Annotated in this window: 18 protein-coding genes; 10 read left to right on the forward strand and 8 right to left on the reverse strand. The window is 31.8% G+C overall.

Translation table 11 applies throughout. The features are described 5' to 3' along the window. Positions 1-68 precede the first annotated feature (68 nt). From ETU10_RS10935 to ETU10_RS10970, 8 genes are all read right to left on the reverse strand, one after another. Entirely contained in the window at positions 69-788 is a 720-nt protein-coding gene (locus ETU10_RS10935; protein WP_146312244.1) for a lycopene cyclase domain-containing protein, read from the reverse strand. Next, complete coding sequence (locus tag ETU10_RS10940) at positions 785-1,243, reverse strand: sterol desaturase family protein (protein WP_146312246.1); 459 nt, start codon at positions 1,241-1,243, stop codon at positions 785-787. The genes ETU10_RS10935 and ETU10_RS10940 overlap by 4 nt, the downstream gene beginning before the upstream one ends. 1 nt (position 1,244) lies before the next feature. Beyond that, on the reverse strand, positions 1,245-1,712 hold the full coding sequence (locus ETU10_RS10945; protein WP_146312248.1) for an SRPBCC family protein: 468 nt from the start codon (positions 1,710-1,712) through the stop codon (positions 1,245-1,247). Positions 1,713-1,790: 78 nt separating this feature from the next. Further along, positions 1,791-2,627 (reverse strand): phytoene/squalene synthase family protein, encoded by an 837-nt coding sequence (locus tag ETU10_RS10950; protein ID WP_146312250.1) that lies wholly within the window; start codon positions 2,625-2,627, stop codon positions 1,791-1,793. Between the two features lie 5 nt (positions 2,628-2,632). Then, on the reverse strand, positions 2,633-4,102 hold the full coding sequence (locus ETU10_RS10955; protein WP_146312252.1) for a phytoene desaturase family protein: 1,470 nt from the start codon (positions 4,100-4,102) through the stop codon (positions 2,633-2,635). Between the two features lie 317 nt (positions 4,103-4,419). Beyond that, positions 4,420-5,499, reverse strand: a complete 1,080-nt coding sequence (prfA, locus tag ETU10_RS10960) for a peptide chain release factor 1 (RefSeq protein WP_146312254.1) — start codon at positions 5,497-5,499, stop codon at positions 4,420-4,422. A gap of 77 nt (positions 5,500-5,576) precedes the next feature. Beyond that, on the reverse strand, positions 5,577-6,038 hold the full coding sequence (locus tag ETU10_RS10965; protein ID WP_146312256.1) for a CvpA family protein: 462 nt from the start codon (positions 6,036-6,038) through the stop codon (positions 5,577-5,579). A 4-nt stretch (positions 6,039-6,042) separates the two neighbouring features. After that, on the reverse strand, positions 6,043-6,870 hold the full coding sequence (locus ETU10_RS10970) for a prephenate dehydratase (protein WP_146312258.1): 828 nt from the start codon (positions 6,868-6,870) through the stop codon (positions 6,043-6,045). A 73-nt stretch (positions 6,871-6,943) separates the two neighbouring features. On the opposite strand from ETU10_RS10970, the gene ETU10_RS10975 reads away from it, so the two are divergent. The 10 genes from ETU10_RS10975 to ETU10_RS11020 form a co-directional block, all read left to right on the forward strand. Beyond that, the gene (locus tag ETU10_RS10975) at positions 6,944-7,639 is read left to right on the forward strand and encodes an ABC transporter ATP-binding protein (RefSeq protein WP_146263141.1); all 696 of its coding nucleotides are present in this window, start codon (positions 6,944-6,946) and stop codon (positions 7,637-7,639) included. Between the two features lie 428 nt (positions 7,640-8,067). Beyond that, a complete protein-coding gene (locus ETU10_RS10980) occupies positions 8,068-9,987 on the forward strand; it encodes a type VI secretion system Vgr family protein (RefSeq protein WP_146263140.1) in 1,920 nt (639 codons plus the stop codon). 9 nt (positions 9,988-9,996) lie between these two features. Beyond that, entirely contained in the window at positions 9,997-11,118 is a 1,122-nt protein-coding gene (locus ETU10_RS10985; protein ID WP_146312260.1) for a polymorphic toxin type 44 domain-containing protein, read from the forward strand. Further along, positions 11,115-11,621, forward strand: coding sequence for a hypothetical protein (locus ETU10_RS10990; RefSeq protein ID WP_146312262.1), 507 nt, complete (start codon positions 11,115-11,117; stop codon positions 11,619-11,621). The genes ETU10_RS10985 and ETU10_RS10990 overlap by 4 nt, the downstream gene beginning before the upstream one ends. Before the next feature lie 1,243 nt (positions 11,622-12,864). Beyond that, the gene (locus ETU10_RS10995; RefSeq protein WP_146312264.1) at positions 12,865-13,218 is read left to right on the forward strand and encodes a hypothetical protein; all 354 of its coding nucleotides are present in this window, start codon (positions 12,865-12,867) and stop codon (positions 13,216-13,218) included. Between the two features lie 1,004 nt (positions 13,219-14,222). Then, the gene (locus ETU10_RS11000; RefSeq protein ID WP_146312266.1) at positions 14,223-15,107 is read left to right on the forward strand and encodes a hypothetical protein; all 885 of its coding nucleotides are present in this window, start codon (positions 14,223-14,225) and stop codon (positions 15,105-15,107) included. Between the two features lie 11 nt (positions 15,108-15,118). Further along, positions 15,119-19,297: a PAAR-like protein gene (locus ETU10_RS11005; protein WP_146312268.1), complete on the forward strand. Its 4,179-nt coding sequence runs from the start codon at positions 15,119-15,121 to the stop codon at positions 19,295-19,297. A gap of 12 nt (positions 19,298-19,309) precedes the next feature. Beyond that, positions 19,310-20,605 (forward strand): hypothetical protein, encoded by a 1,296-nt coding sequence (locus ETU10_RS11340; protein ID WP_246118470.1) that lies wholly within the window; start codon positions 19,310-19,312, stop codon positions 20,603-20,605. Positions 20,606-20,626: 21 nt separating this feature from the next. After that, positions 20,627-22,072 carry a CHAP domain-containing protein gene (locus ETU10_RS11015; RefSeq protein WP_146312270.1) on the forward strand — a complete coding sequence of 482 codons (1,446 nt, stop codon included), beginning with the start codon at positions 20,627-20,629 and terminating at the stop codon, positions 22,070-22,072. A 15-nt stretch (positions 22,073-22,087) separates the two neighbouring features. Continuing rightward, positions 22,088-22,846: hypothetical protein (locus ETU10_RS11020; RefSeq protein ID WP_221410387.1), on the forward strand; the 759-nt coding region annotated here is incomplete at its 3' end.

Here is a 22,846-nt window from a genome sequence, read left to right on the forward strand (position 1 = left end):
AAAATTTCCACTCATCTAAATACATTATTTATCTTATTTTTATTATGATTATTTAGTTTAAAATTTATTTACTCATTAGCTTCAATTTTCAGCATCTTTAGATTTTTTTTGCTTAAAAATTTTTTAAAAAAATACAATACCCATAAAAACTGTGTATAACCGTAAATTGCATCTTCTATTGGAATTGTACCCATTCTTACGCCCATATAATCTTTAGGATTATAATTCACAATGGGGTGATCCAAACCAAATCCTGTAAGAATTCCATTCACAGGAAAAAAACCAAGCATTAATATTGTAAATACAAATGATGCTTGAGAAATCCAATATGCACGGGCTATAAAATGTAAAAAAATAAGGGTAAGAATCGTTGCTAGTGTTGTTATTAAGGTATATATTTTTGGACTATATAATAAAGCTATAAGAGAGCATGTAACAATACTAAAAAAAACAATCATATTATTAAAACCTCTAAGCCATCGTATATTAAAAAATTTATCAATGCAGTAGTAGGTAAATATACAGGAAAAAGGTATACAAATAAAAAACAACCATTCCTCTATAGGTAAACCGGCTATAGTTATTCCCAGGGTATAACGGGTATCAAACCACCAAACACCTAAATGAGTAAAATAAACATCCCACAATATAAAGGGGATTGATGCGCATATGGCTGATTTGATAAAAACTCCAAAATATTTATTAAATTTTATTAAAGGATTAAATGAGGCTATCAAACATATTATTACAGTAAAAAATAAAACAGTTATGTAAGTATAGGTAATCATTGATTGTCAGATTTAGAATACATCTTAAAATATTTTATTGGTACAAATAAAAAACCAAAACATTCACCCTCATACTTACCTATATGTTTATGATGCTGTTTATGAGCCCTTCGAAGAGCTAGAAAATAGGGATTTTTAGTGTGCTTGAAAATTTTAATGCGTTGATGTATAAATATATCATGAACAAAAAAATACGTCAAACCATACAACATAATTCCTAATCCTATATAAAAAAGAATATTAAAATTATTCAGACTTCCAAAGTACATAAGTGCTATGGTAGGAAGAGCAAATATGACAAAGAAATAATCATTTTTTTCTAAATTCCCAGGACTACTATGGTCGTGATGATCTTTATGTAATACCCACAAAAAACCATGCATTATATATTTATGTACCACCCAAGTAAATCCTTCCATGGAAAGAAAGGTTATAAGAACAACAAAAAAATTCATATTAGTTTAAATTTGAATTAAAAATTTTTTCCAGAATATTAAAACGATATTCAAAAATGCTTTTCAATTTATTTTTTATAAATATGTTATGAGCAAAAACTCCTAAAACTCCTAATGGTAGTTCGTAATCAACAGTATCTTTCATCAATACCCCTTGGCTTTTAGGGATGAATTCATGAAAATGATTCCAATACTTATAAGGTCCTTTTTCTTGAAAGTCAGTAAAGCTTCTTTGATAGTCCACTTGTGCAATTCTTGTTTGCCATTTCAAAGGAATATTTAACAATGGTGAAACTTTATAATTGATAATCATCCCTTCATAAATTTCATTATCTTCAAACTTGGTTAAAACCGTCAACCCTAAATCTTTAGGAGTAATTAAAGATAAATTTTTAGGTGATGAAAAAAATTCCCATGCTTCTTTGATATTACAATTTAGGTGTTGTTCTCTATAAAGTTGGTAATTCATGATCTATTTTTAAAGTTTTTTAGTGTCTATGATTAAAGCTTTCTTTAAACGTAATCCTTTTGCTATTAGTAAATTATCTTAATAAAAGGTTGTTTTGTGCCGTAAATAACTTTTAAATGCTACCCATGCCTTCTCTGTGTTCGGCACTCTTATTCTTTGAATTAAAATTTCATTGGAAGATTTACTTTTAATTTTTTGAAATAGAGAAATATAATATTTATAAGATAAATAAACCCCAAATAATGATGAATGAGGAAGTTTTTTTATACCAATTAAAGCTTCTTTAAATTCATTTTCAATTTCATTTTCAATTAAAACTTTCACTTTATTGTTAAATGCCATTACGTTAAGATTCGGAAAATATGTTCTCCCTAATTCTCGGTAATCTTTTTTTAAATCCCTAAGAAAATTTATTTTTTGAAATGCAGAACCTAGCTTCATGGCGTAAGGTTTTAAATCTTCATAAATTTTTTGATTTCCTTCGGTAAACACTTTTAAACACATTAATCCTACCACTTCCGCAGATCCATGGATGTAAGTTTTATAAAGGTTGGAATCATAATTTATTTTTTTTAAATCCATTTCCATGCTTTGTAAAAATTCATCAATTAAATTTTTATCAATATCATACTTATGTACGGTTTGTTGAAAAGAATTAAGTATAGGATTAAGAGAAATTTTTTCATTCAAGGCTTCCTCAGTTTCTCTTTTTACATTCTGCAACATTTTTTCCTTATTAAAATCATGAAAACTATCCACAATTTCATCTACCAATCTTACATATCCATAAATCGCATAGATCGCTGAACGTATAGAAGGTTTTAGAGCTAAAATACCCATGGAAAAACTTGTACTATACTTTCTAGTAGTTAGTTTACTAATAGAGAATGAAAGTTCGTCGAACAGGTGTTTCATAAATTTTAAAATTTAAGTTTTGATAATTCATGGGCGGCGATCTTTCCTGATAGTATACAGGGAGGAACTCCAGGGCCCGGAACTGTTAATTGCCCAGCATAGAATAGATTTTTTAATATTTTATTTTTTATTTTAGGCTTTAAAACAGCCGTTTGTTCAAGCGTATTTGCCAATCCATAGGCATTGCCACCGTAAGCATGATAATCAGCAATAAAATCACTTACACAATAACTTTTTTTAAACTCTATTTTATTTTGTAAATGGCTAATGCCTGTGTATTTTTCAATTCTCTGCAACATAATTTCTAAATACTTTTCCCTTACAGCTTCATTATCCTTTAATCCTATAGCTAAAGGCATCAACAAAAAAAGATTTTCTTTCCCTTCTGGAGCTACATGACTATCTGTTTTTGAAGGGCAGGAAACATAAAACAAAGGTTTTTCTGGCCATCTTTTCTCATTGTAAATAGTATCTATGTGTTCGTCCAATTCATTTTCAAAAAAGAGAGTATGATGTTGTAATCTTGGTATTTTTTCATTGATCCCTAAATAATAAATTAAACAAGAAGGAGCAAACGTCTTTTTTTTCCAAAAATTTTCTGTATAATTATTATATCTTGGATTTAATAATGTTTCTGTGTGATGATAATCCGAGGAAGCTATAACCGCATCAAACTCATGAATTTTACCATCAATAATTAGTGATTTCACAAGATCATCTTTGGCATGAATGGCTTCAACGGTATGATTAAAATGAAACTTCACCCCTTGCTTTTCAGCTATTTCTTTCATAGCTAAAATAAGTTTGTAAAATCCCCCTATGGGATACTTGGTTCCCAATGCATACCCCCCATAATTCATTAAACTATACAGGGCAGGAATTTTTTCGGGCGATGCACCCAAAAAAATTACAGGAAATTCCATTAAGGTTCTTAATTTTTTATCTTTAAAAAATTTACTTACATAACTTCTAAAATTTTCAAGTAAATTTATTTTTAAAGTACTTTTAAGGATTCTAAATGATAAAAACTCCAACCACGACAGGCAAGGTTTATTAACAAACTCTTTCATCCCAACCTCATATTTAAATTTTGCTTCTCTCATAAATTTTCTTAATTGAGCTGCTCCCCCCGGTTCATGGCTTTCAAATAAGTCCTCAAGTTCCTTTATGCTTTTAGGCACTTGTACAGTTTGGTCTGAAAAAATGATTTCAAATTGGGGGTCCAATGAAATTAGAGTGAAGAAATCAGAGGTTTTACAGTTAAAATCCGTAAAAAAATCTTCTATAAGGTCAGGCATCCAATACCAACTAGGTCCCATATCAAAAATATAGCCTTCCTTACTTTTAAATTGTCTTGCCCTACCCCCGGGCTGCGAATGTTTTTCAAAAACATGTACCTCGTAGCCTTGTCTAGCCGCATAAGCAGAAGCCGATAATCCAGAGATCCCAGAACCTATAATTGCTACTTTCTTCATTGGTAAAATTTTATATTATTAACCCAGCAATAAACTTTACGAACTTATTTTAACTTTCAATTCTTGATTAACCTTATTAAAATCCACGCGTAAAGGTTATTAAATAAAATAAGCTTACTAATTAAAAATATTTTAATTTTATTTCATAAAACTAAATATTAATAGATATTAAATTATATTTTGGGATAAATATAAAGATTTTATTTTATACTTATAAAGAATATTCGTAAACTAATTAAAATAAAAAAAGGCGAAATAAAATTTCGCCTTTTTTTATTTGCTTCTGTTTGAATATATTAAATAGAAGATGAAACTTCTTATTCCTCCTCTCCTTTTAATTTTTCTGCATTTTCTGCAATTTTTAAAGAGTCAATCATTTCTTCAATATCCCCATTCATGAAATTATCCAAATTATATATAGATTTATTAATTCTATGATCAGTTACCCGTCCCTGCGGGTAATTATAAGTCCGAATTTTAGCCGATCGATCTCCGGTCGAAACCATAGTCTTTCTCTGAGAAGATATTTTATCTAAGTGTTCTTGCAGTTTAATATCATACAATTTATTTCGGAGCATTTGCAAAGCCATTTCTCTATTGGCGTGTTGCGAACGTGCTACCTGACATTGAATCATTATACCCGTAGGTTTATGAAACAACTGCACTTTAGTTTCAACCTTGTTTACGTTCTGTCCTCCAGCACCACTGGAACGAGCCGTTTGAAATTCCAAATCAGCGGGATTGATTTCAACATCGACCTCTTCCGCTTCAGGCAATACTGCCACTGTAATGGCAGAGGTATGTACCCTACCCTGGGATTCTGTTTCCGGAACCCTCTGCACTCTGTGTACACCAGATTCAAACTTCATGGTACCAAAAGCACCTTCCCCACTAACATTGACAATCATCTCCTTGTAACCTTTTACACTACCTTCTGTAGCATCTACTACTTCAAAATTCCAACCCTTTTGTCTCCAATACATAGAATACATACGAAAGATATCTTCAACAAAAATAGCAGATTCATCTCCACCAGTTCCGGCTCGCAATTCCACCGTTATATTTTTATCGTCTTCCGGATCCTTAGGAATAAGCATAAATTTTATATTCTCCTCCATAGAAGGGATCAACCCTAGGGCAGAATTTTTTTCTTCTTTCGCCAACTCTACCATTTCCGCATCTGCACCTTCTTTAATAATTTCATCTGCATCTGAAATTGTATTCAGAAGAGTTTTATATTCTTTATAAACATCTACCAGCTTACCTAAATCTTTGTATTCTTTATTAAGTTGTGCGTATCGTTTTTGGTCGGAGATTATATTGGGCTGAATGATTAAATCGGCAACCTCGTCAAAACGTTGCTTAATCGCTTCTAGTTTGGGTACTAAATCTGACATATGTTATGAATTCAATAAGTTCGCAAAGGTACAAAAATATCTGAACTGGAATTTGTTTTCCTTGGGGGCTGTTGGGATTATTTTAGGTAAGACCATAGAATGGAACGAAAAAGCCCCACCCCATCCATAAAATTTTGTGAAGTATTTTTCTCTGAAATAATACCAACCATTATCAACAAATAAGACACGAATAAACCTATAAGCAAGAACTTAAATCCTCCCAAAAGAAAACCAGCAATTCTATTGGTAAAGTTTAAACCTATCGCTTTTAACATATTTTCAATCCCCTTGGATAAAAATTTCACAGACAGGTAAATAACTAGAATTAATAGTATAAATGTTAGAGTTGTTGAAAAATCTGATGATAAAATTTTTTTTTCTACCAAATATTTATGAACCGGAGATAAAAATAAGCCAGCAGCAAAGTAGCCTAAAAATAATCCTGCTAGGGTGGAAATTTGTCTTAACAATCCTTTGGAATAGCCAAGAATCCCTCCCAAAATAACAAAACCTATAAACACCAATTCTGTTACACCCATGGAATTAAATTTTAAATTGTTTATACTCTCCTAAAACGTGAAGAAAACCGGTCACCTTTTTTATCTCTTCCAAAGCTTTGTAATAATGATCGTATCCTTTTTTATCGGAAACTACATCTACATGAAAGGAATATTGAAAGACAGATTCCGGCAAAGGCACCGATTGTATTTTGGTAATGTTCATCTCATGTTCAGCTAAAAGATTCAACACTTGGGCTAAACTTCCCATTTTATGGTTGGTAGCAAAATAAAGCGAAGCCTTATTAAAATGTTCGATTTCTTCCTTACGTTGGGAAAGCAAATAAAACCGAGTATAATTGTCCGCAACATCGTGAATATTTTTGGCAAGTACTTTTAGGTTATATCTTTCCGCCGCCAATTGTGAACCTATACCTGCTACCCCTTTCCAGTGGTTTTCAGAAATATTTTTAGCACAAGTAGCCGTATCGTCCTTGGCCAATTGCTTCCAATCTTCGTGTTTTTCTAAAAAATTTTGGCACTGCAATAAAGCCATCGGGTGCGTTTGCACTTCGCGGATCGTTTCTAGAGTTTCTGATTCTAATGCTAATAAATGATGATGAATGGGGATAACAACTTCCCCAACGATGTATAAATTATTTTTGGTAATTAATGTATAATTCGGAAGAATACTCCCTGCAATAGAATTTTCAATAGCCATCATTCCATAATCGGCCGTTCCTTGTATTATATCTTTAACCAAGGTATTAAAGCTAGGACTATCCACAATTTCCACCTCTTCTTCTTTAAAAAATTTTACCACAGCCTCATGGTGAAAAGATCCTTTAATTCCCTGTATCGATACTGATTTCATAAATATTTATTTATTCTTTTTTGTTTTATTAATATCTTTACAAAAAATATTAAATTTTATCTTTTAACTAAAAATGTCTGTAAAAATACAAAATCTTAAGAAAAGATATAAAGATCAGTGGGCTTTAGAGGATATTAATTTAGACATTAAGAAAGGAGAAATTGTAGGTTTGCTAGGACCCAACGGAGCCGGAAAAACTACTATGATGCGTGCCATCACCGGTTCCTTATCTATAGATGGTGGAAAAATTTGGATTCAGGGCTTAGACAACCAAGAAGAAGCTTTTAAAATTAAATCCCTTATTGGTTACTTACCCGAAAATAATCCTTTGTATACAGATATGTATGTAAAAGAGTACTTAACCTTTGTGGCAAATATACACCGTATAGATCCTAAAGAAATTGAAGGCGTTATTGAAAAGGTAGGTTTATCTCCCGAAAAGGGAAAGAAAATCAGCCAATTGTCTAAAGGCTACAAACAAAGAGTAGGCTTAGCACAAGCCATAATTTTTAATCCTGAAATATTAATTTTGGATGAGCCTACCAATGGGCTAGATCCTAACCAAATTATTGAAATCAGACAACTTATTCAAGAACTAGGTAAGGAAAAAACGGTCATACTTTCCACCCATATCATGCAGGAAGTGGAAGCTTTATGTTCTAGGGTAATTCTGCTTAATCATGGAAAAATAATTCAAGACAAATCCATTGAAGAATTTCAAAGTAAATTTACCAATCTAGAAGAAGCTTTTTTTGAATATACTCGTTAATTGGTAAGGAGCATTCGTAGTATTATTACTTTCCTTATTTGTATATAGATCCTAATCATATTCGTGATTAATTAATATGCAATAAGAGAAATACGCCCATTGGAGTAAATTAAGTTTTACAACTGCGAGTATAATATGCTTATAAAAACCAATAAAACTAAAAATCATATAATTTTTTGAGTATTAAACTTATAGTTATATAAAGTTAATTTTTGATTAGCTATATTCTTCTAAAACTTCTCATCTATAAAATTTACGAAGACTATATTTTGAATTTTAATCCCTAACTTATACATTATAGTTTAAATCATTAAAGAAAAATAAATGCCTATTTTCTTTAAAATTTACATATTTTAATTATATTTGCGATAAATAAACATTTATTTTATTTTAATTCCATGTTTTATTAATTTAAAAAAACAATTACTATGGCAAAAAAACCGGTCTTTGGTGACGGAAATCGTATGCTAACCGAAGAGGAAGCAGATTTACTACGCCACATCAGCCACAAGATCCCCACCTATGGAGGCAGCAAATCCAATTTATTTGAAAATTCATCCCTGGTTTCAGTGAAAGTGTTAATCAACGGCAAAGAATGTTTCAACGATACACATATAGAACTAGAACTCAAACAGTCCATTGGACACCCACATTCCTTTGAATTGATATGCGATCCGGATGAATTTCAAGAGAACGAAGCCTACTTGTTAGAAAATTCTCGCTTAGTTTTGGGCAAGCGCATAAGTTTTATGTTTTACCAATACGGGAAAGTACAACAAATGTTTACAGGAATCATTTCTAGAGTACAAACCAAAGTAGTTGAAAGCGTACGCCATGTTATCTTAAAAGGTTCCTGTCCCTCCGTATTAATGGAAAACGGCCCACACTGTGAAAGTTTTGAAGAAGTAACTTTTGAGCAATTACTAGCAGGAATAGCCACAAAATATCCCCAAAATTTGGTGCAGTTCAAAGTAAACCCCAATTTTAAAGGAAGCATACCCTACCTTAGTCAGTACCACGAAAGCGACTACGGATTTATCCAACGATTGGCAAAACAATTTGGCGAATACTTTTATTACAACGGCGAACAATTTGTATTTTCCGCCTGGGGAAGCAAGATTATAGAAATGATGGAAGGCGAAGACATCTACGATTTTGAATTAGGTATGGAAATGGGCACACAAGGATTTTCATACACTGCCTATGATCCTAAGCACGGAGAAGAAATACAAGTAGATTCCAAGAGTCATCCGGTTCAAAAAAGTGTAAATCCCTTTGAACAGTACGCCGACAATGTTTCCGAAGATTGGTTCAACCGAGTATCTCCCCAACAGCATTTGTACCCTAGCCTTTTGCCTAAAGGCAAAAATGGAATGGTGGAGGCCGCCGAAAGAGAACAACGCAGAAACCAAGGACTGGTTCGTATGAAAGCCAGAGGCAATAATCCCTCCCTACGCGTAGGAGATGTAGCCAAGATGTTTGTTTGGATGCCCGGGCATAAAATCTTTAAAAACGGTAGAGTTCCGGCAGAGAGTTATAAGGTTATTGAAATTGTCCATAAGTTTATAGACGGACATGGGTACGAACACCACTTTGTAGGAGTCCCTAAGGATGCGATAGTTCCACTAAACTACAACCCAACCGCCTACCCAAAGGCAGAGTTGCAACATGCCAAGGTTATGGATCATAAAGACCCACTGAAAATGGGCAGGCTACGCGTACAGTTTTCTTGGCAAAAAGCCAAAAACAGCCAAACCCCTTGGATACAAGTAATTCAGCCCCATGCAGGTTCTGGTAAAGGTACATATTTTACTCCCGAAATTGGGGAAACGGTATTGGTAGCTTTCCAAGGCGGTAACCCGGATGCACCGGTGGTGCTAGGAACAGCCTACAATGGCGGAGAAATTGCAAGATATTACACAGAAGGAAATGATATTAAGGTGATTGAAACCCGGAGTGGAACCCGGATTGTGTTTAATGATGCGGAAGGAAAAGGTAGTATTTTAGTGGAAGATCCTAGTGGTAATCGTGTATTTTTAGATGGTAAAGGGAATATAAAAAGCGTAGCTCCAGAAACTATTTTTATGGAAGCTAAAAACATAGTCCTTTCTGCCTCCCAGAACATAAGCATAAGTGCCGGAGAAAATATTTCTACCCTAGCAGCCGAAGATTATAATCTAGCCGCTGGTAATATTTATGAAAGTGCTGGAGAAACACGTGAAAGCACAGCCTTAAATTTTAGCGAAACTTCTAAAAAAAGTGCCTATACAAGCAAGGAAGATGTAATTCATTTAGAAAGTGGTACCCTAGTAAAATCTAACAGTGCAAATCAAACCAGTTTGCATTAATAAATATTTATGGTTATGCATAAAGGAAATATCATACGAACTATTGGAGGAGAAAGTATAAAAAAAGCTAAAAAATCAATAACCCTTACTGCCACCCATGGAGATTTAACCTTTAATTCTCCCACCCAGGTGATTATGACTGGAAAGCAGGGAGGGGTACAATATTTGAGTGATTATACACCACCGTTACCTTTACGCGTAATGAAATTGGATGGTCCATATGATGAAAATGGAAAAAAGGTTACTATACTAGAAAAAGAAAAATGGTATAAATATAAAGTAATTCAGTTTAATCGCGCTCCCAAAGGATCTGAAATTAAAAATTTAAGATGGGCAAACCAATATGACGATAATAAAATAGATACTTATTTTCCTACTGTAATAGGTAAAAAAGAAGTTAGTTTTAGAATTCCTAATAAAGCAATAGTTTCAAAATTTACAGTTTATGCTTATTTTAAGCAACCAACTATTTCTGTTAGCGTAAGCACTTATGTAGAAAAACATAGTTGTAATTACATTGATGCAAATATTATAGCAGAATATATGGCAAAGGAGATGAATACGAATATTAAATCATCACATTGTGATTTAATTAAAATGTTTAATAATAAGTATTCAAACACCTATAATCTAAAGAAAAAATATGATTATTTTAGAAAAGCTTGCGTTTTATGGAAATCGCTGGTAAAGAAAGGTGCAATATGGGATCATAAAATCATTTTATTAGATATGCAAAATAAGAAAAATTGGTCTTGTGATAAAAAGTCATCAAAAGCTTTATTATATAATTATGATGTTTGGTCAAATATACATTATGGTTTTGTAGGTAAGTACGTTGGATTTTCAGAGTTCACTCTTATAAATGGAGCTGGATATGCACAAATTGGAGATAATAACAAACCTCTAGATGAATGGAAAACATGGAAAGAATATCTTAAAAATAGAATTGAAGACTTTGGAGATTCAGATATTCTTGGAGGATTTGACGATCCTTCAGATCAACAGGCAATTAAAATAGGATTTCGTTTATTTGACAAACATATTGAGAATATACAGGCCAAAGATTTATTGGATGAAATTCAAATTACATTAGAAAAAAAGAAACCTTTATCAGTAAAATTATGTATTTGATAAGAAAAATTTTTATTCTATTTATATTTATAAGTATAATAATATCTTGTCATAGTAAAAAACAATCACAAATACCTTCAGATAAGGAAATGATTGATTCATTTTTATTGAGGGAAAATGAGTTTAATAGTTTTAAAGAATATATATTTAATGACTCTGGTTTTAAAAATTATCCTCTAGTGAGAAATTTTAAAGATAGTTTAAAAATTAAGAATTTAGACTATGTAAAAAAAGTTAAGGAAAATTTAAATATTATAAGAGTATACAAAATAGATGATTATATAGAAATTACAACTTTTGAAAAAGGAAATTCTACTTGGGGCATTGAAAAAGGATATTATTATAAGAAAGGGAAAATGGATGATTTTCAAGACAAATATAATTCTGAAAAAGTAGTGGAAGGAGATCTTTGGGAAGAATGTAGAAAAATTGGTGAAAATAATTTTACTGTTTATAAAAATATAAAAGGAAATTGGTATTTATTTTTAAGATATGATAAATAAATTCTACATCTTTCTTATATGTAAGTATAATTCCATGAAAGTTATATAGGGATTTTTGTAGTTGTTGCAATCGCAGAGATAGTATTAGTTTTTCATTTGTTTCTAACAGTAAAAAATATCAAAATGAATAAACAGTAAATATATCGCAAAAATTAAAAAATATATAGTTTTTTTTTAATAAAGGGTATATTTATAGTATTTGATTTATTAATTCTTCAAATTCTTTATTTTAGAAAATATAAATATTAGCGAAAGAAGATAATATATTTGATAATAGAAATTTATTATTAATTTAATTTTTTTTTACCATTGATGAAATTTTATAAAAATATATTATTATTTATTTACCTATATGGTTTATTGTGTTTTACCACATATCTTTCTATGTATGCATATTCCAGTGAGATATCCTCCTCCTGTTTAAAATGCTCTTATGAAAGAGATATTCTTTTATCCTCTTTTTATGTAAGTTTCCTTTTTTTACCATTAATTATTTTTCATAAAAAGATAAATAAATGGTATCATAGATTGGTCTTTGTAATCGTTTTTATACTGTTGGTTTTACTTAATAATTATAATATTTTTGTAGATCGGGTTTCTTCATGGAGTAGTTATAGTTTTTTAGATGAACTTTTAAGTATATGGTCAATTTCATATCCGTACTTAACTATTGGATCTCTATTAGTATTTTTTTTTTAATGAAATTATATAAACTTTAAACCAATAAAACAGAAAAATTTAATAAAAAGCAATAGATTCAAAAGAGGTTATACATGAATAATAAAAACTCTAAAAAAATTATACTAATTATTTTATTATTTTTTTTATTTATAATTAGCGTAATTGCAACAATACTAATTGTTTATAATTGGAATTCTTTTTTTAATCAGGAGAGTAACATAGGTGAAGAATCTATGGGGATTATATTTTTTCAACAAGGAATTCTTCTTTTTGTTATTGATTTTATATTAATTTTATTTCTTACGTTCTTATACAGAAAAATAAGAAAAAAAGAGAAAAAAGAATGATTTAACGACGATAAAAACCTAAAACTATTTTCCCTAAAGTGGATATAGTTACGGTTCTATGGTTCATTTAGAAGGAGATATAACCACTTATGTTGTTGGAATGGATGAAGATGATCCTAATAAAATTACAGATCCTACCAAATACTTTAAGTCCATTTAGGAAGCTCTTAAAAATTATTTTGAAAAAAAAATGGAATAAATGAACCTATTATTTTATGGCTATGTTAGGAGAAGTAATAAAAAAAGATACAATATATTATTTCAAGGAAAAATTAATTGAAAAATGTGCTAATAAATTTGAAAATTTTGCTACTCCATCTCTAACTTTAAGAGATGCGAAAAATTTACCTGAAGCAAGTAATTTCTTTAATCCTACATCTAAGGAAATTGCTTCAATTTTTATAAAGGGATTAATACATGTTATTAAAAATTCTAAAGATAGGATCACCGCTTATACGGATCCTGATCCCAAGCCTAAAGTTATAACATTTAAAAGTAAAATTTCTGTTAAATCGAAAGAGTATTATAAAAAAATTAAAGAATATGGAAAAAATTTAAAAATAAATTAAAATTTTAATTTACATGAAAAAAATATATTTATTTAAGTTGATTTTTAGCATTTTATTACTTTTCTTAACTTTTTTTCTTATAATAGATACTTTTTATTTACAAAAATTATTTTTAACAGGATTAATGCCCTATTTATTGTTTATAACCATAATATGGATATTTTTATTAATAATTGTTTTTATTATAAAATTTTTCATTAAAAAAAATAAAAAACTTTATTTTATATCCATCTTAATATCCATTATTGCATTATTCGTTCAATATGTATTCTTATTTATATTATCAGGGATAGCTTCAATATCAGATTGGTAAAATGAAAAAAAAGGGAATATTATACTTTTATTACTTGTTCTATTCATAGTATCTAGAAATTTTATTTTCAATTTTTTTATTTCATAAAAAGAAATTGAATCCTCCAATAACAATAAGAATAGATCGTAACTTTAACAATTTTTAAATCCTAAGGGTAAACAATACAGGAGTAGCTATCCATATTTATCCCCTAAAAATGGCATAAAACACCCTCCTCCTACCCTATTTAACTTCAACTTACCCATCTTTAGTTAATTTTACTATTTGGGTGATGGTTGCACTAATCGTTAACTTCTAAAGGAATCCCTCCCAATCATCTTCCTTAAAACCTAGAAATTGAATATTCCCAGCCGATCCACTTGTCTTAAAAGTATAGGAAAAATTTAGGATTACCGCCTTTGGTGTATTTCCGATGGTTGGTATACAGCATAGCAAAATTTACTCTAGCTTTCCACTGAAGTATATCATAAGAGCGATAAGATTGTATACTAGTCCAAACCAACGGTCGAGAAAAGTAAATATTCTACCTTCTCCGAGAAGATAAAAAAAATCTTATTACCCGTATGGGAGAAGAAAATACCGAATAAACGATATGAATAAAAAAAATTTTTGTTTAATTTTATAACAAATTATAAAATTCCTCGTTTATATGTCTTAAAAAGACTATATTTATGTAAAACTATTGTGTACTATGAAAGTTAAAGACTGGAAAAATACCCGAATGTACAAGGTAAGCCATACGGTTAAAGTAAAGGAACGTTCTACCCTACTAAAAAGTGAAACTACTTACGATTTAGGGATTCATTGTTCTACCCATCCGGAACTCAAACGCCGAATCTTTTCTAAAGAAAACCTGCACCTGAATGGGGCTTGGCCAAAAGATGCTACCATACGTTTGTATGCACAACTGGAACTAGCCACCTATCCTTTAGAGATAGAGGTAGACGAAGAGGAAAATTTCCTTACATTGCCTACGTACCGTTTGTGGTTGACCCATTGGAAAAAGAAAGCCGATGCTTTGCTCTCGGAGCAGTACCACGGAGATTTTGCAGAAAGCCTGAAAGAGAATTTCTTGGTAACCATGGACACCGAAGAAAAACTAAAACAAAAACTGCAACAAGAAGCCTTTTGGAACCTGTTTTTCTTGAATTGCAACGAGGAAGATACACATCGCTTACGATGGAATTTTTTAAAGCTGGGAAACGCAATTTTTTCAGGAAATTCCAAGGAAGAATCTGCCAAAGAAACCTATGGATTTCGGTTTCAAGGGCAGTTGGAGGAGATAAATGAAGATTTTACAAAGGCCCTAAACGAAAAGTTGAAATTCCCTTGGCTTTCCAAAAATTATATACACGCCATAGATTTACAGAGCGAATGCAACGTTCTAAGCCTTCGGGAGAAAGAAAATGGAAGATTGGAACACAAAAGCGCAGAAATTATTTTAAAATCTAAAAACAATCAGTATTTTTATAACGAAAAAATAAAAATGATACATCAGGGAATTAGCTTACGGAAAATAGAGCCTTCCCATGCTTTTACTTTTTTCCTCTCGGAAAAAGATGAAGAAACTAACTAAAGCGAAATACTATGCCTGAAAAATCAACCCAAGGAGAGATCGTTGTAGAGGGAGCCCAGTTGTTTTGCTCCCAAGGAGTAACCTCTAGCTTTCTTCAAGTGAGCCATGCCGAGGACGATAAATATTTAATCAATAATAAAAAAATAGCTACCTGGAACGAAGACAGTATCCAGCACATGAATTTTGGTGCTTGTACCCGCAGTTCCCCTCCACCCCAGTGCACCCCCAAAATCCAATGGACAAAATACTACGAAAATGCTGAGTTTGGAAAACGTAAAATTCTTATTGATAGTTCCGTGGGCAACTGCACCTGTGGAGGGGGGAAAGTAGAAATTAAGCGAAGCGGACAAAAGTTGCAACCGTCGCGCGTAATGTATAAAAAGGTTAACCAAAATACTTACGACCTTTATGTTTTGAATGCAAAGGTAGCATCCAGTAAAGGAAAAATAGCACCTGCAGTTACCCAAGTCCTCATCAAAAGTCCGTTAGATTTACCCATACCCGAAAACCGTGAAGTAAAGGTAGAAATGGGGGGACTTATAAGCAAAATAGTCTTAGAAGCACAGGTAAAATCTGGAGGAGATCCCGGTTTGGTCAATTGGGTAGTTTATGAGGGTGACACCCAAAAGAAGCGTAGAATGACCTGGTTGGAACACGGCAAAGAATTTATGGTTGATGTAAACCTATACCCTGAAGGGAAAACTACCTTTTACGCCTACGGCAAAACCCCTACGGGCAATGCCACCAAAGTAGTGATGCATCGTTTAAAAAATCAGTTGGAAGGAATTTCGGGCAATTCCACTGTACCTAAACATAATGTAAATACTTTTTCACCCCAATATACTTTTAAGAGATCGTTATTCTCATTCATCAAACCCATATGGAGGATCAAACAAGGGGAGCATGTAATTTTTAGCTCTGTTTGGCCCTTGTTACTCAACAACAAAGACCATATAAACGTAGCTATAGACCCCAATAGCCAAGCTTTATCGGTCTCATTTACCAACTCCGGCGACTACACACTGGAATTGGAAGATTCTGACTCTAAGATCACTCGTTCGCTTTCGGTTAAGGTAAAAAACCGATCGATTGACAGTATAGAAAACTTAGGTAAATCTAAAATTCGTAAAACCGAAAAAATACATTTAAAATGTACCGGTATTCGCTATACCTATGCCGGGCTGGGCAACCGTGGGTTTTGGTACGCACGCAAGGACAACGGTACGGTTGTAGAACTGGGATTATTAGAAAGCTTGCAATATACAATCCCCCAACTTCAATCGGTACTTGCTTCCAAGGTTTCCAACGAGGTAGAAAAAAATAAGATCCTCTCCTCTCCTTTCGGGATGTATAACTTTAGTGTTTTTGGAGAGAAGCAAACCCATGTAAGCAAAATTTCCTTTGGTTCCTCGGCAGATGTGGCACACATAGAAGTAGGAAAAAACCGCGTGGAAAGCATAGAGGGTCCTAGTGTACTACCGTTAAAGGCCAAAGCCAAATTTAAGGTACGTACCTTTCTGCCTTTAATTCCGGAGGAAAGGGTGGAATGGCAATTGCTCGATCCTGCCTTGGTGCAAACTTCTACCCCGGGGGTTGACGAGGTTTTTATACAGGCTTTGCAACCTACGGAAGCGGAGATCAATGTCTATTTACGCGGGGCGGAGGTCTCCCACGCTCCTTTGCCCACACCTTGGAAAATTAAAGCCAGCCACTTGCTTTTCAACCAAGCTTTGTGGTGTTATGCCAACGGAAAGAGAAGAACGGAAACCGGTTGGGACGAGGAAAATTATATACATCTTTCTTTGGAAGGCTTCCCTCTTCTTCCGGTGAAGTTTAAAGTGTTTATTAAGTTCCCCAACGTTCCTTTAGAAAACAGTTTAAGTAACAGCTATTGCTTTCTAAAGGAAATAGAGGCTACATTGAACGATAAGGGTAGTTGCCAGGTTTCTTTTACGGCGGACGAAGAAATAAAAAAGAAGGTGGAAGACTACGGGAGCTTTTATGGTTTTACGGATGCTCGTCTCTTTTTTACGGTGGAACTGGGTAAAAATGATTCGCTAGACCTTACAGAGGTAGGTTTGTACCACAAGGACAACCCCGAACAAGCCCTACCATCGGCTCAAGTAGAGGGTAAAACCCTATTTTTTGTTTTAGACCCGAACGAAGATCTGTTGCTTCCTGCTCCGGAGCGTATAACCGCTATAAACTTTTCCAACGAGGCGCAAGACGACATACAAGTAGGTGTTACCCAATACGGCATTACCCACCGCATTTGGGTGAATACCGTAGGCATGCCCAAAGCCAAACTAACGGTAAAGGTGTACAAAACTTTGTTACCGGTGGATATGAAGGAAACCTACCACCCAGAAAGCCAAGCTTTCCAGACTGCCCAAGAGGTAAAAGCCTATCCGGAAGAAGAAGTAGGCACCGACGGACTACTAAACCTAGAGTTTACGCCTAAAAAAGAAGATGCCGACGGGGATCCTCAAATGTTTTTTGTTAAGGTTTTTAAAACAATTACCCTAGAGGATTCCTCCACTCGTTTAGAGCCGATCGGCTCTCAATTGGATATCAACCTTTCTTTACCTTTTGTAGAAGAAATTTCTAAGGACTGCGAACGCTTGGGCATTTCCCTGCCTACTCTAGAAGAAGGGCAAGACCCTACCGAAGAGCAATTGAAGGAAATTATGGGTAAGTTTATGCATTTTAAAAACCCGCTCTATGTCTCCGAAACCGGTACCATTACCGACCGAGATATTATTTCTCCCGTTTTGGTGGAACGTGGGGACAGTACTAAAACAAGAACCTGCTATTGTGATAGAGATTTTACAGAAGAGGAAGTTAAGTCTTTAGTAAAAACCATAAAAGGAAAGGAAATAATTTGGGAAGGACTAACTGAATCATGTTTAATAGAAGATAAAAGTTTTAAGAGCTTAACATTTGAACTAAATAAAATGTTTCGTAAGTATAACATTAATAAGTGTATACAAAAAATCACTTTTTTAGCACAAGTAAATGCAGAAACTGGATTTTTCACATTATCCCATGAAGAAAAAAGTAAATTTAAATCAAGTCAATCTATTTATAAAGGAAGGGGGTTAATACAATTAACAGGAAATTTGAATAAATCTAAGACTGCTTATGATGAACCTGGAGTTTATGAAACTTATGGGAGCTATTTGGGAGATAAGAATAAATTTATAAAAAACCCTGATTTAATAGCTACTAATTTACATTATACTGTAGATAGTGCCGGCTGGGAATGGGAAGTATCAAAAAAAGTTCCTAATTGGAATGATGACCCTAACAAGGACACCAAAGTGACAAAAGAAATCAAAAAATGGAAACGAAAAAATTTCTCCAAAGGATTAGGGAAAAGTTTAAATGGATTAGCTTTAGTTATGGAAGAAACAGCGGAAGAAGAAAAATATTTTTGGTTACAATCAAAAATGCTAAACGGTTATACTTTAACTCATAAAGATAAACCAGATCCTCATGGATGGGATAAAAGAAAAGAAGCTCTACAAAAATTAAAGACTTGGTTCAAATATGATAAAAAGGTTTGTAATGAAGAAAAATCTTTAATATTTAATCATATTGGAGGAGATATGCCACCTTGGATGAAAATTGCATGGGGAGAATATAATAATTATAAAGGTATTAATAATAAACAATCTCCATTAAAAGAAAGAATTGTTGAATATTTTAAAAATACTGATTTTAAGACTGGTACCAATACTGATAATTGGTGTGCTGCTTTTGTTTCTTGGTGTCTTTCAAAATCAGAACAAAATTACTCCCCTCCTTCGGGATATGGTGCTGTAAGAGCTAGAGCTTTTACTCCTGATGGGGTATACAAATCTGATCATTACTGGGAAAGTGGTAAGAGTACTAAAGATAATTCACCTGCATATGGAGCTATAGCCATGATAACTTGGAGTGGAGGGGGAGATCATGTGGCTTTTGTAATAGGAAAAACTGAAGGAGGTAGAATTGCTGTTTTAGGAGGAAATCAAGGAATTAGGGTAAATGGAGTTAAAGTAGGTAGTGGAATAACAAAATCATCTGCTAGTACCTCTGAAATAAAAGCATTTATGTATCCTAAAGATTATAATCCATCTGAATCCTTTTATAATTTATCTTCAGAAGATATTACAGATAAACTAACCTCTGAAGATACTCATTTATAATAAAAAATAGTTATGAAAAAAATATCATTATTCATTCTTTTGTCTTATTTTATTTCTTGTAATGGTCAGAATAAGAAATTACCCTTGGTTAATAATGAAAATATTATCAACAATAATAGTAATATGGTAGAAAAATCTTTAAAAAGACAGTTAGAATTTGGAAGTTCCATCTATAATAATGTAACAGATATTGCATATTATAAATATGATAAAAATGATGTAGATGCATCCTTTGAAGTTATAAGTAAAATTCTCAATCAAAATGGATATAAGCAACTATCTGTAGATAGTTTTACAAAAAAAGTTAAAAACATTTTTGGAGATTTAAAACAATTTGGAAATATTTTATTTTTAAGCAAACAAGATAAATGTCTAAAACCAACTGAAATAAAATATTATGATGAGGATGGTTTTTCATTAAATATTTACTTTGATCTTAAAAATGGATTAATGGTAGAACAATACAAATTGCCAGAATTAATAGATTATCAAAAAGAATATCCAGAAATTTCAAAAATAGAAAATACACTCAAAACCAAAAAAGTTGTAAATGGAGATAGTGTCTTTATTCAAAGATGGAAAGATGTGCCTGACTTAGCTGAGCAGAGACGCTTTAATAAACAACTATTAATTTCTAGGAATAAATATTTATTTAATGATGATAAAAGCCAATTTGCTTGGTTAATAACTAACGATGCACAATTTATGCGTAGTTTAGTAACTACTTTTGGCTATACCGAAGATAAGAAATTATTAAATTGGGTAATAGATAATACGGATTTAGACTTATATTCTTTAAAAAATAAAGGGAAATTTAATTATGAAGAATTTGGGAGTTTATTTTGGACCAAAAAATGTAATGGAGTTTTAAAACTTCATTCCAATACCTTCAAACTTTTACAAGAATTATATAAACCCAATGATAATTCTACTATGCGTTTTTTATTAGATAATATTAAAGAATATTTAAATTATCTATTTAATGATAAAATTTATAATGGTATACTAACAAAAGAAGAAAGATTAAAAATAGGAGCCAATTTGGTTTATTTTGCAGAACAATATAAGTATAATACTGATTACAATAGTAATGAAAGGATGATGGGGAGATTACGTTATTTTTTAGATGATGATAGTGTGGGAATTTTAATGAAAAATAATTATTATAATCTTCCTAAGTTTAAACAATGGTGGGATAAAGCTTTGTATGATCAGGATTATGTGATTGAATGTGAATATGATGGTGTATGTGGTAGAGATAATCCTGGTCCTGATCCTAGGGATCCTAAGTATAAATATTCTTTTTAATAGCTTATTTCTCCCGTATTAGTGGAACGTGGGGATGTTCAGCATCTTTCCTGCCCTAGGTGTAAGGCTCCTGTTACCAAGGATCAATTAAAAAAAATCTTCCCCAAAGCAACCGATGAAACCTTAACTATTGTTGCTACTTCTTACACTAAATACATGGAAGATTTACAGATGGATACCTGTTGGAATAAAGCTCATTTTTTTGCACAGGCAAAAGTTGAAGGTGGAGAAAAAATAGAATTAAAAAAAGGCGAAAGTATGGATTATAGTGCTGAAGATTTATACAAAGGTAGATGGAATCCTAAAAAGAATAAATATGTAACACTTTTTAGCGCCTTTAAAGGGAATTATGAAGATTCTTATAATTATGGTAGAAGTTCTAGAAATAATTACACTGCAAATCAGAAAATGATTGCTAATATCGCTTACAGTAACAGAAAAGATTTAGGTAATTTGGGTGGAGATGATGGTTGGAATTTTAGAGGTAAAGGATTAATTCAGTTAACCGGTAGAGATAATTATTCCAAAGCCAATGTTTTTACAAAAAAATATGAAAACGTTGATATTTTAGCTAATTCTGACTTAGTTGCTCATGACTTAAAGATTGCTGTTTTATCTTCTATGGCTTTTTTTGTCTTTAGAAATATTAATATTAAAGCCAATGGTACAAAAAATGTTATAAATGATATATGTCCTCTGGTGGGCAATGATGTAACCTTAGCGGGTGGTAAAACAAACCATAAAGAAAAACAGGATGCTTTTGATAAGTATACTTCTGTAGTTTTTCAGATTGATAAATGTTTATGGGGGAAATTGGATAATTCTCTAAAGCATATGGATGGTAGGGGTCCTTGGATGAAAATTGTTTTAGATGAAGCCAAAAATTATGGCGGATACAATGAGGGAAGTAATAAAAATCAAACAAAACTTACAAAAAGAATTAAAAATGCTTATTTCTCAATAAAAAATGAAGCTGCTAGTTCTAGTAGTGATCCTAGTTCTATTTCGTGGTGTGCTTGTTTTGCTAGTTGGTGTCTACAACAAGCAGGTTATGGAAATCCTAGTTCTTGCAGAGCTTTAGAATTCGATCCTAATTACATACATGAAGGTCCAGGAAATCCAGAAAAAAAACCGGCTCATATGCGAAAAATATCTGAGCCTGTATATGGATGTATAATAGTATGGAAAAATAATAAAAAAGCAGGAGGTCATGTAGCTTTTTATTTTGGGAAAACGAAAGAAGGTAATGTAATACCTATAGGAGGAAATCAAGGACAAAGTCTTCAATTTAGCAATAGGAATCCTAATGGAGATTATGGACAAAAAATAGTGGGATATTATTTACCGGATGATTATGAAGAAAATCCAAAAGATAAGTTTACTGATGATGAATTAAAGTTAGATCCAGTAAAATTAAATAAAAGTGATCTATTAGCTAAGAACGGTTTTGTAAGTGGTGCAACATAAAAATATTAACAAGTTATGTTTAAAATAAAATCAATATTTTATTTAATATTTATAATTCCATTAAATATTAAATGTCAATCAAAAATAGATAAAAATACTAATGAAGTTATGGGAAATAATGATAGTATAAATAGTTATACAGAAAATATTCTTTGGAAACAACTTAAACAGGGTTTTGATTATTATTATATAGAGTCTGGTGTTGAGGGTTCTGATGAGTATAATAAAGATGATTTGCAAGCAGCTATTTATAAAATAGAGCAGATGCTTTTTAATAATAATTTTAATTTTATAGATAAAAATTTATTTAATAAAAAAATAAAAAATATTTTTGGAAGAACTATAGATGTATCTTCAAATTCAGAATATTTATATGTTAACTTCTTCAATAAGTGTAATAAAAATATTGTTTATCACCCTAATGATATAGATTATCAAGGAATATTTATTATAAAGAATAAGAATTTTATTATGGATTTTTATTTATTACCTCGTATAATAGATTATCAAAAAGAATATCCAAAACTATATGAGAAAGAAAAACGTTTAACTGAAATCTCCAATAGGGAATTTGGAATAGCGAAGGTTCGTTATTGGAAAGATATGTTCAGTTTAAATGAAAAAAATAAAAATGTTTTAACTTTAGTTAGTCGAAATAAATATCTTTTTAATGACGATAAAAGTCAATTTGCTTGGTTGATTAACAATGATTCTTTCTTTATGGAAAATCTGGTTACTAATTTTGGTTACACTGAGGATAAAAAACTGCTGAAT

The sequence above is a fragment of the Apibacter muscae genome (genome assembly GCF_007845595.1).
Taxonomy (GTDB): Bacteria; Bacteroidota; Bacteroidia; order Flavobacteriales; family Weeksellaceae; genus Apibacter; species Apibacter muscae.

Coding starts and splice junctions, on each gene's coding strand:
- ETU10_RS10995 (WP_146312264.1), top strand. CDS start 12,865: ATGGCTATGTTAGGAGAAGTAATAAAAAAAGATACAATATATTATTTC.
- ETU10_RS10940 (WP_146312246.1), bottom strand. CDS start 1,243: ATGAATTTTTTTGTTGTTCTTATAACCTTTCTTTCCATGGAAGGATTT.
- ETU10_RS10980 (WP_146263140.1), top strand. CDS start 8,068: ATGGCAAAAAAACCGGTCTTTGGTGACGGAAATCGTATGCTAACCGAA.
- ETU10_RS11340 (WP_246118470.1), top strand. CDS start 19,310: ATGAAAAAAATATCATTATTCATTCTTTTGTCTTATTTTATTTCTTGT.
- ETU10_RS10975 (WP_146263141.1), top strand. CDS start 6,944: ATGTCTGTAAAAATACAAAATCTTAAGAAAAGATATAAAGATCAGTGG.
- prfA (WP_146312254.1), bottom strand. CDS start 5,499: ATGTCAGATTTAGTACCCAAACTAGAAGCGATTAAGCAACGTTTTGAC.
- ETU10_RS11000 (WP_146312266.1), top strand. CDS start 14,223: ATGAAAGTTAAAGACTGGAAAAATACCCGAATGTACAAGGTAAGCCAT.
- ETU10_RS10945 (WP_146312248.1), bottom strand. CDS start 1,712: ATGAATTACCAACTTTATAGAGAACAACACCTAAATTGTAATATCAAA.
- ETU10_RS10985 (WP_146312260.1), top strand. CDS start 9,997: ATGGTTATGCATAAAGGAAATATCATACGAACTATTGGAGGAGAAAGT.
- ETU10_RS10935 (WP_146312244.1), bottom strand. CDS start 788: ATGATTACCTATACTTACATAACTGTTTTATTTTTTACTGTAATAATA.
- ETU10_RS10955 (WP_146312252.1), bottom strand. CDS start 4,102: ATGAAGAAAGTAGCAATTATAGGTTCTGGGATCTCTGGATTATCGGCT.
- ETU10_RS10965 (WP_146312256.1), bottom strand. CDS start 6,038: ATGGGTGTAACAGAATTGGTGTTTATAGGTTTTGTTATTTTGGGAGGG.
- ETU10_RS10970 (WP_146312258.1), bottom strand. CDS start 6,870: ATGAAATCAGTATCGATACAGGGAATTAAAGGATCTTTTCACCATGAG.
- ETU10_RS10950 (WP_146312250.1), bottom strand. CDS start 2,627: ATGAAACACCTGTTCGACGAACTTTCATTCTCTATTAGTAAACTAACT.
- ETU10_RS11005 (WP_146312268.1), top strand. CDS start 15,119: ATGCCTGAAAAATCAACCCAAGGAGAGATCGTTGTAGAGGGAGCCCAG.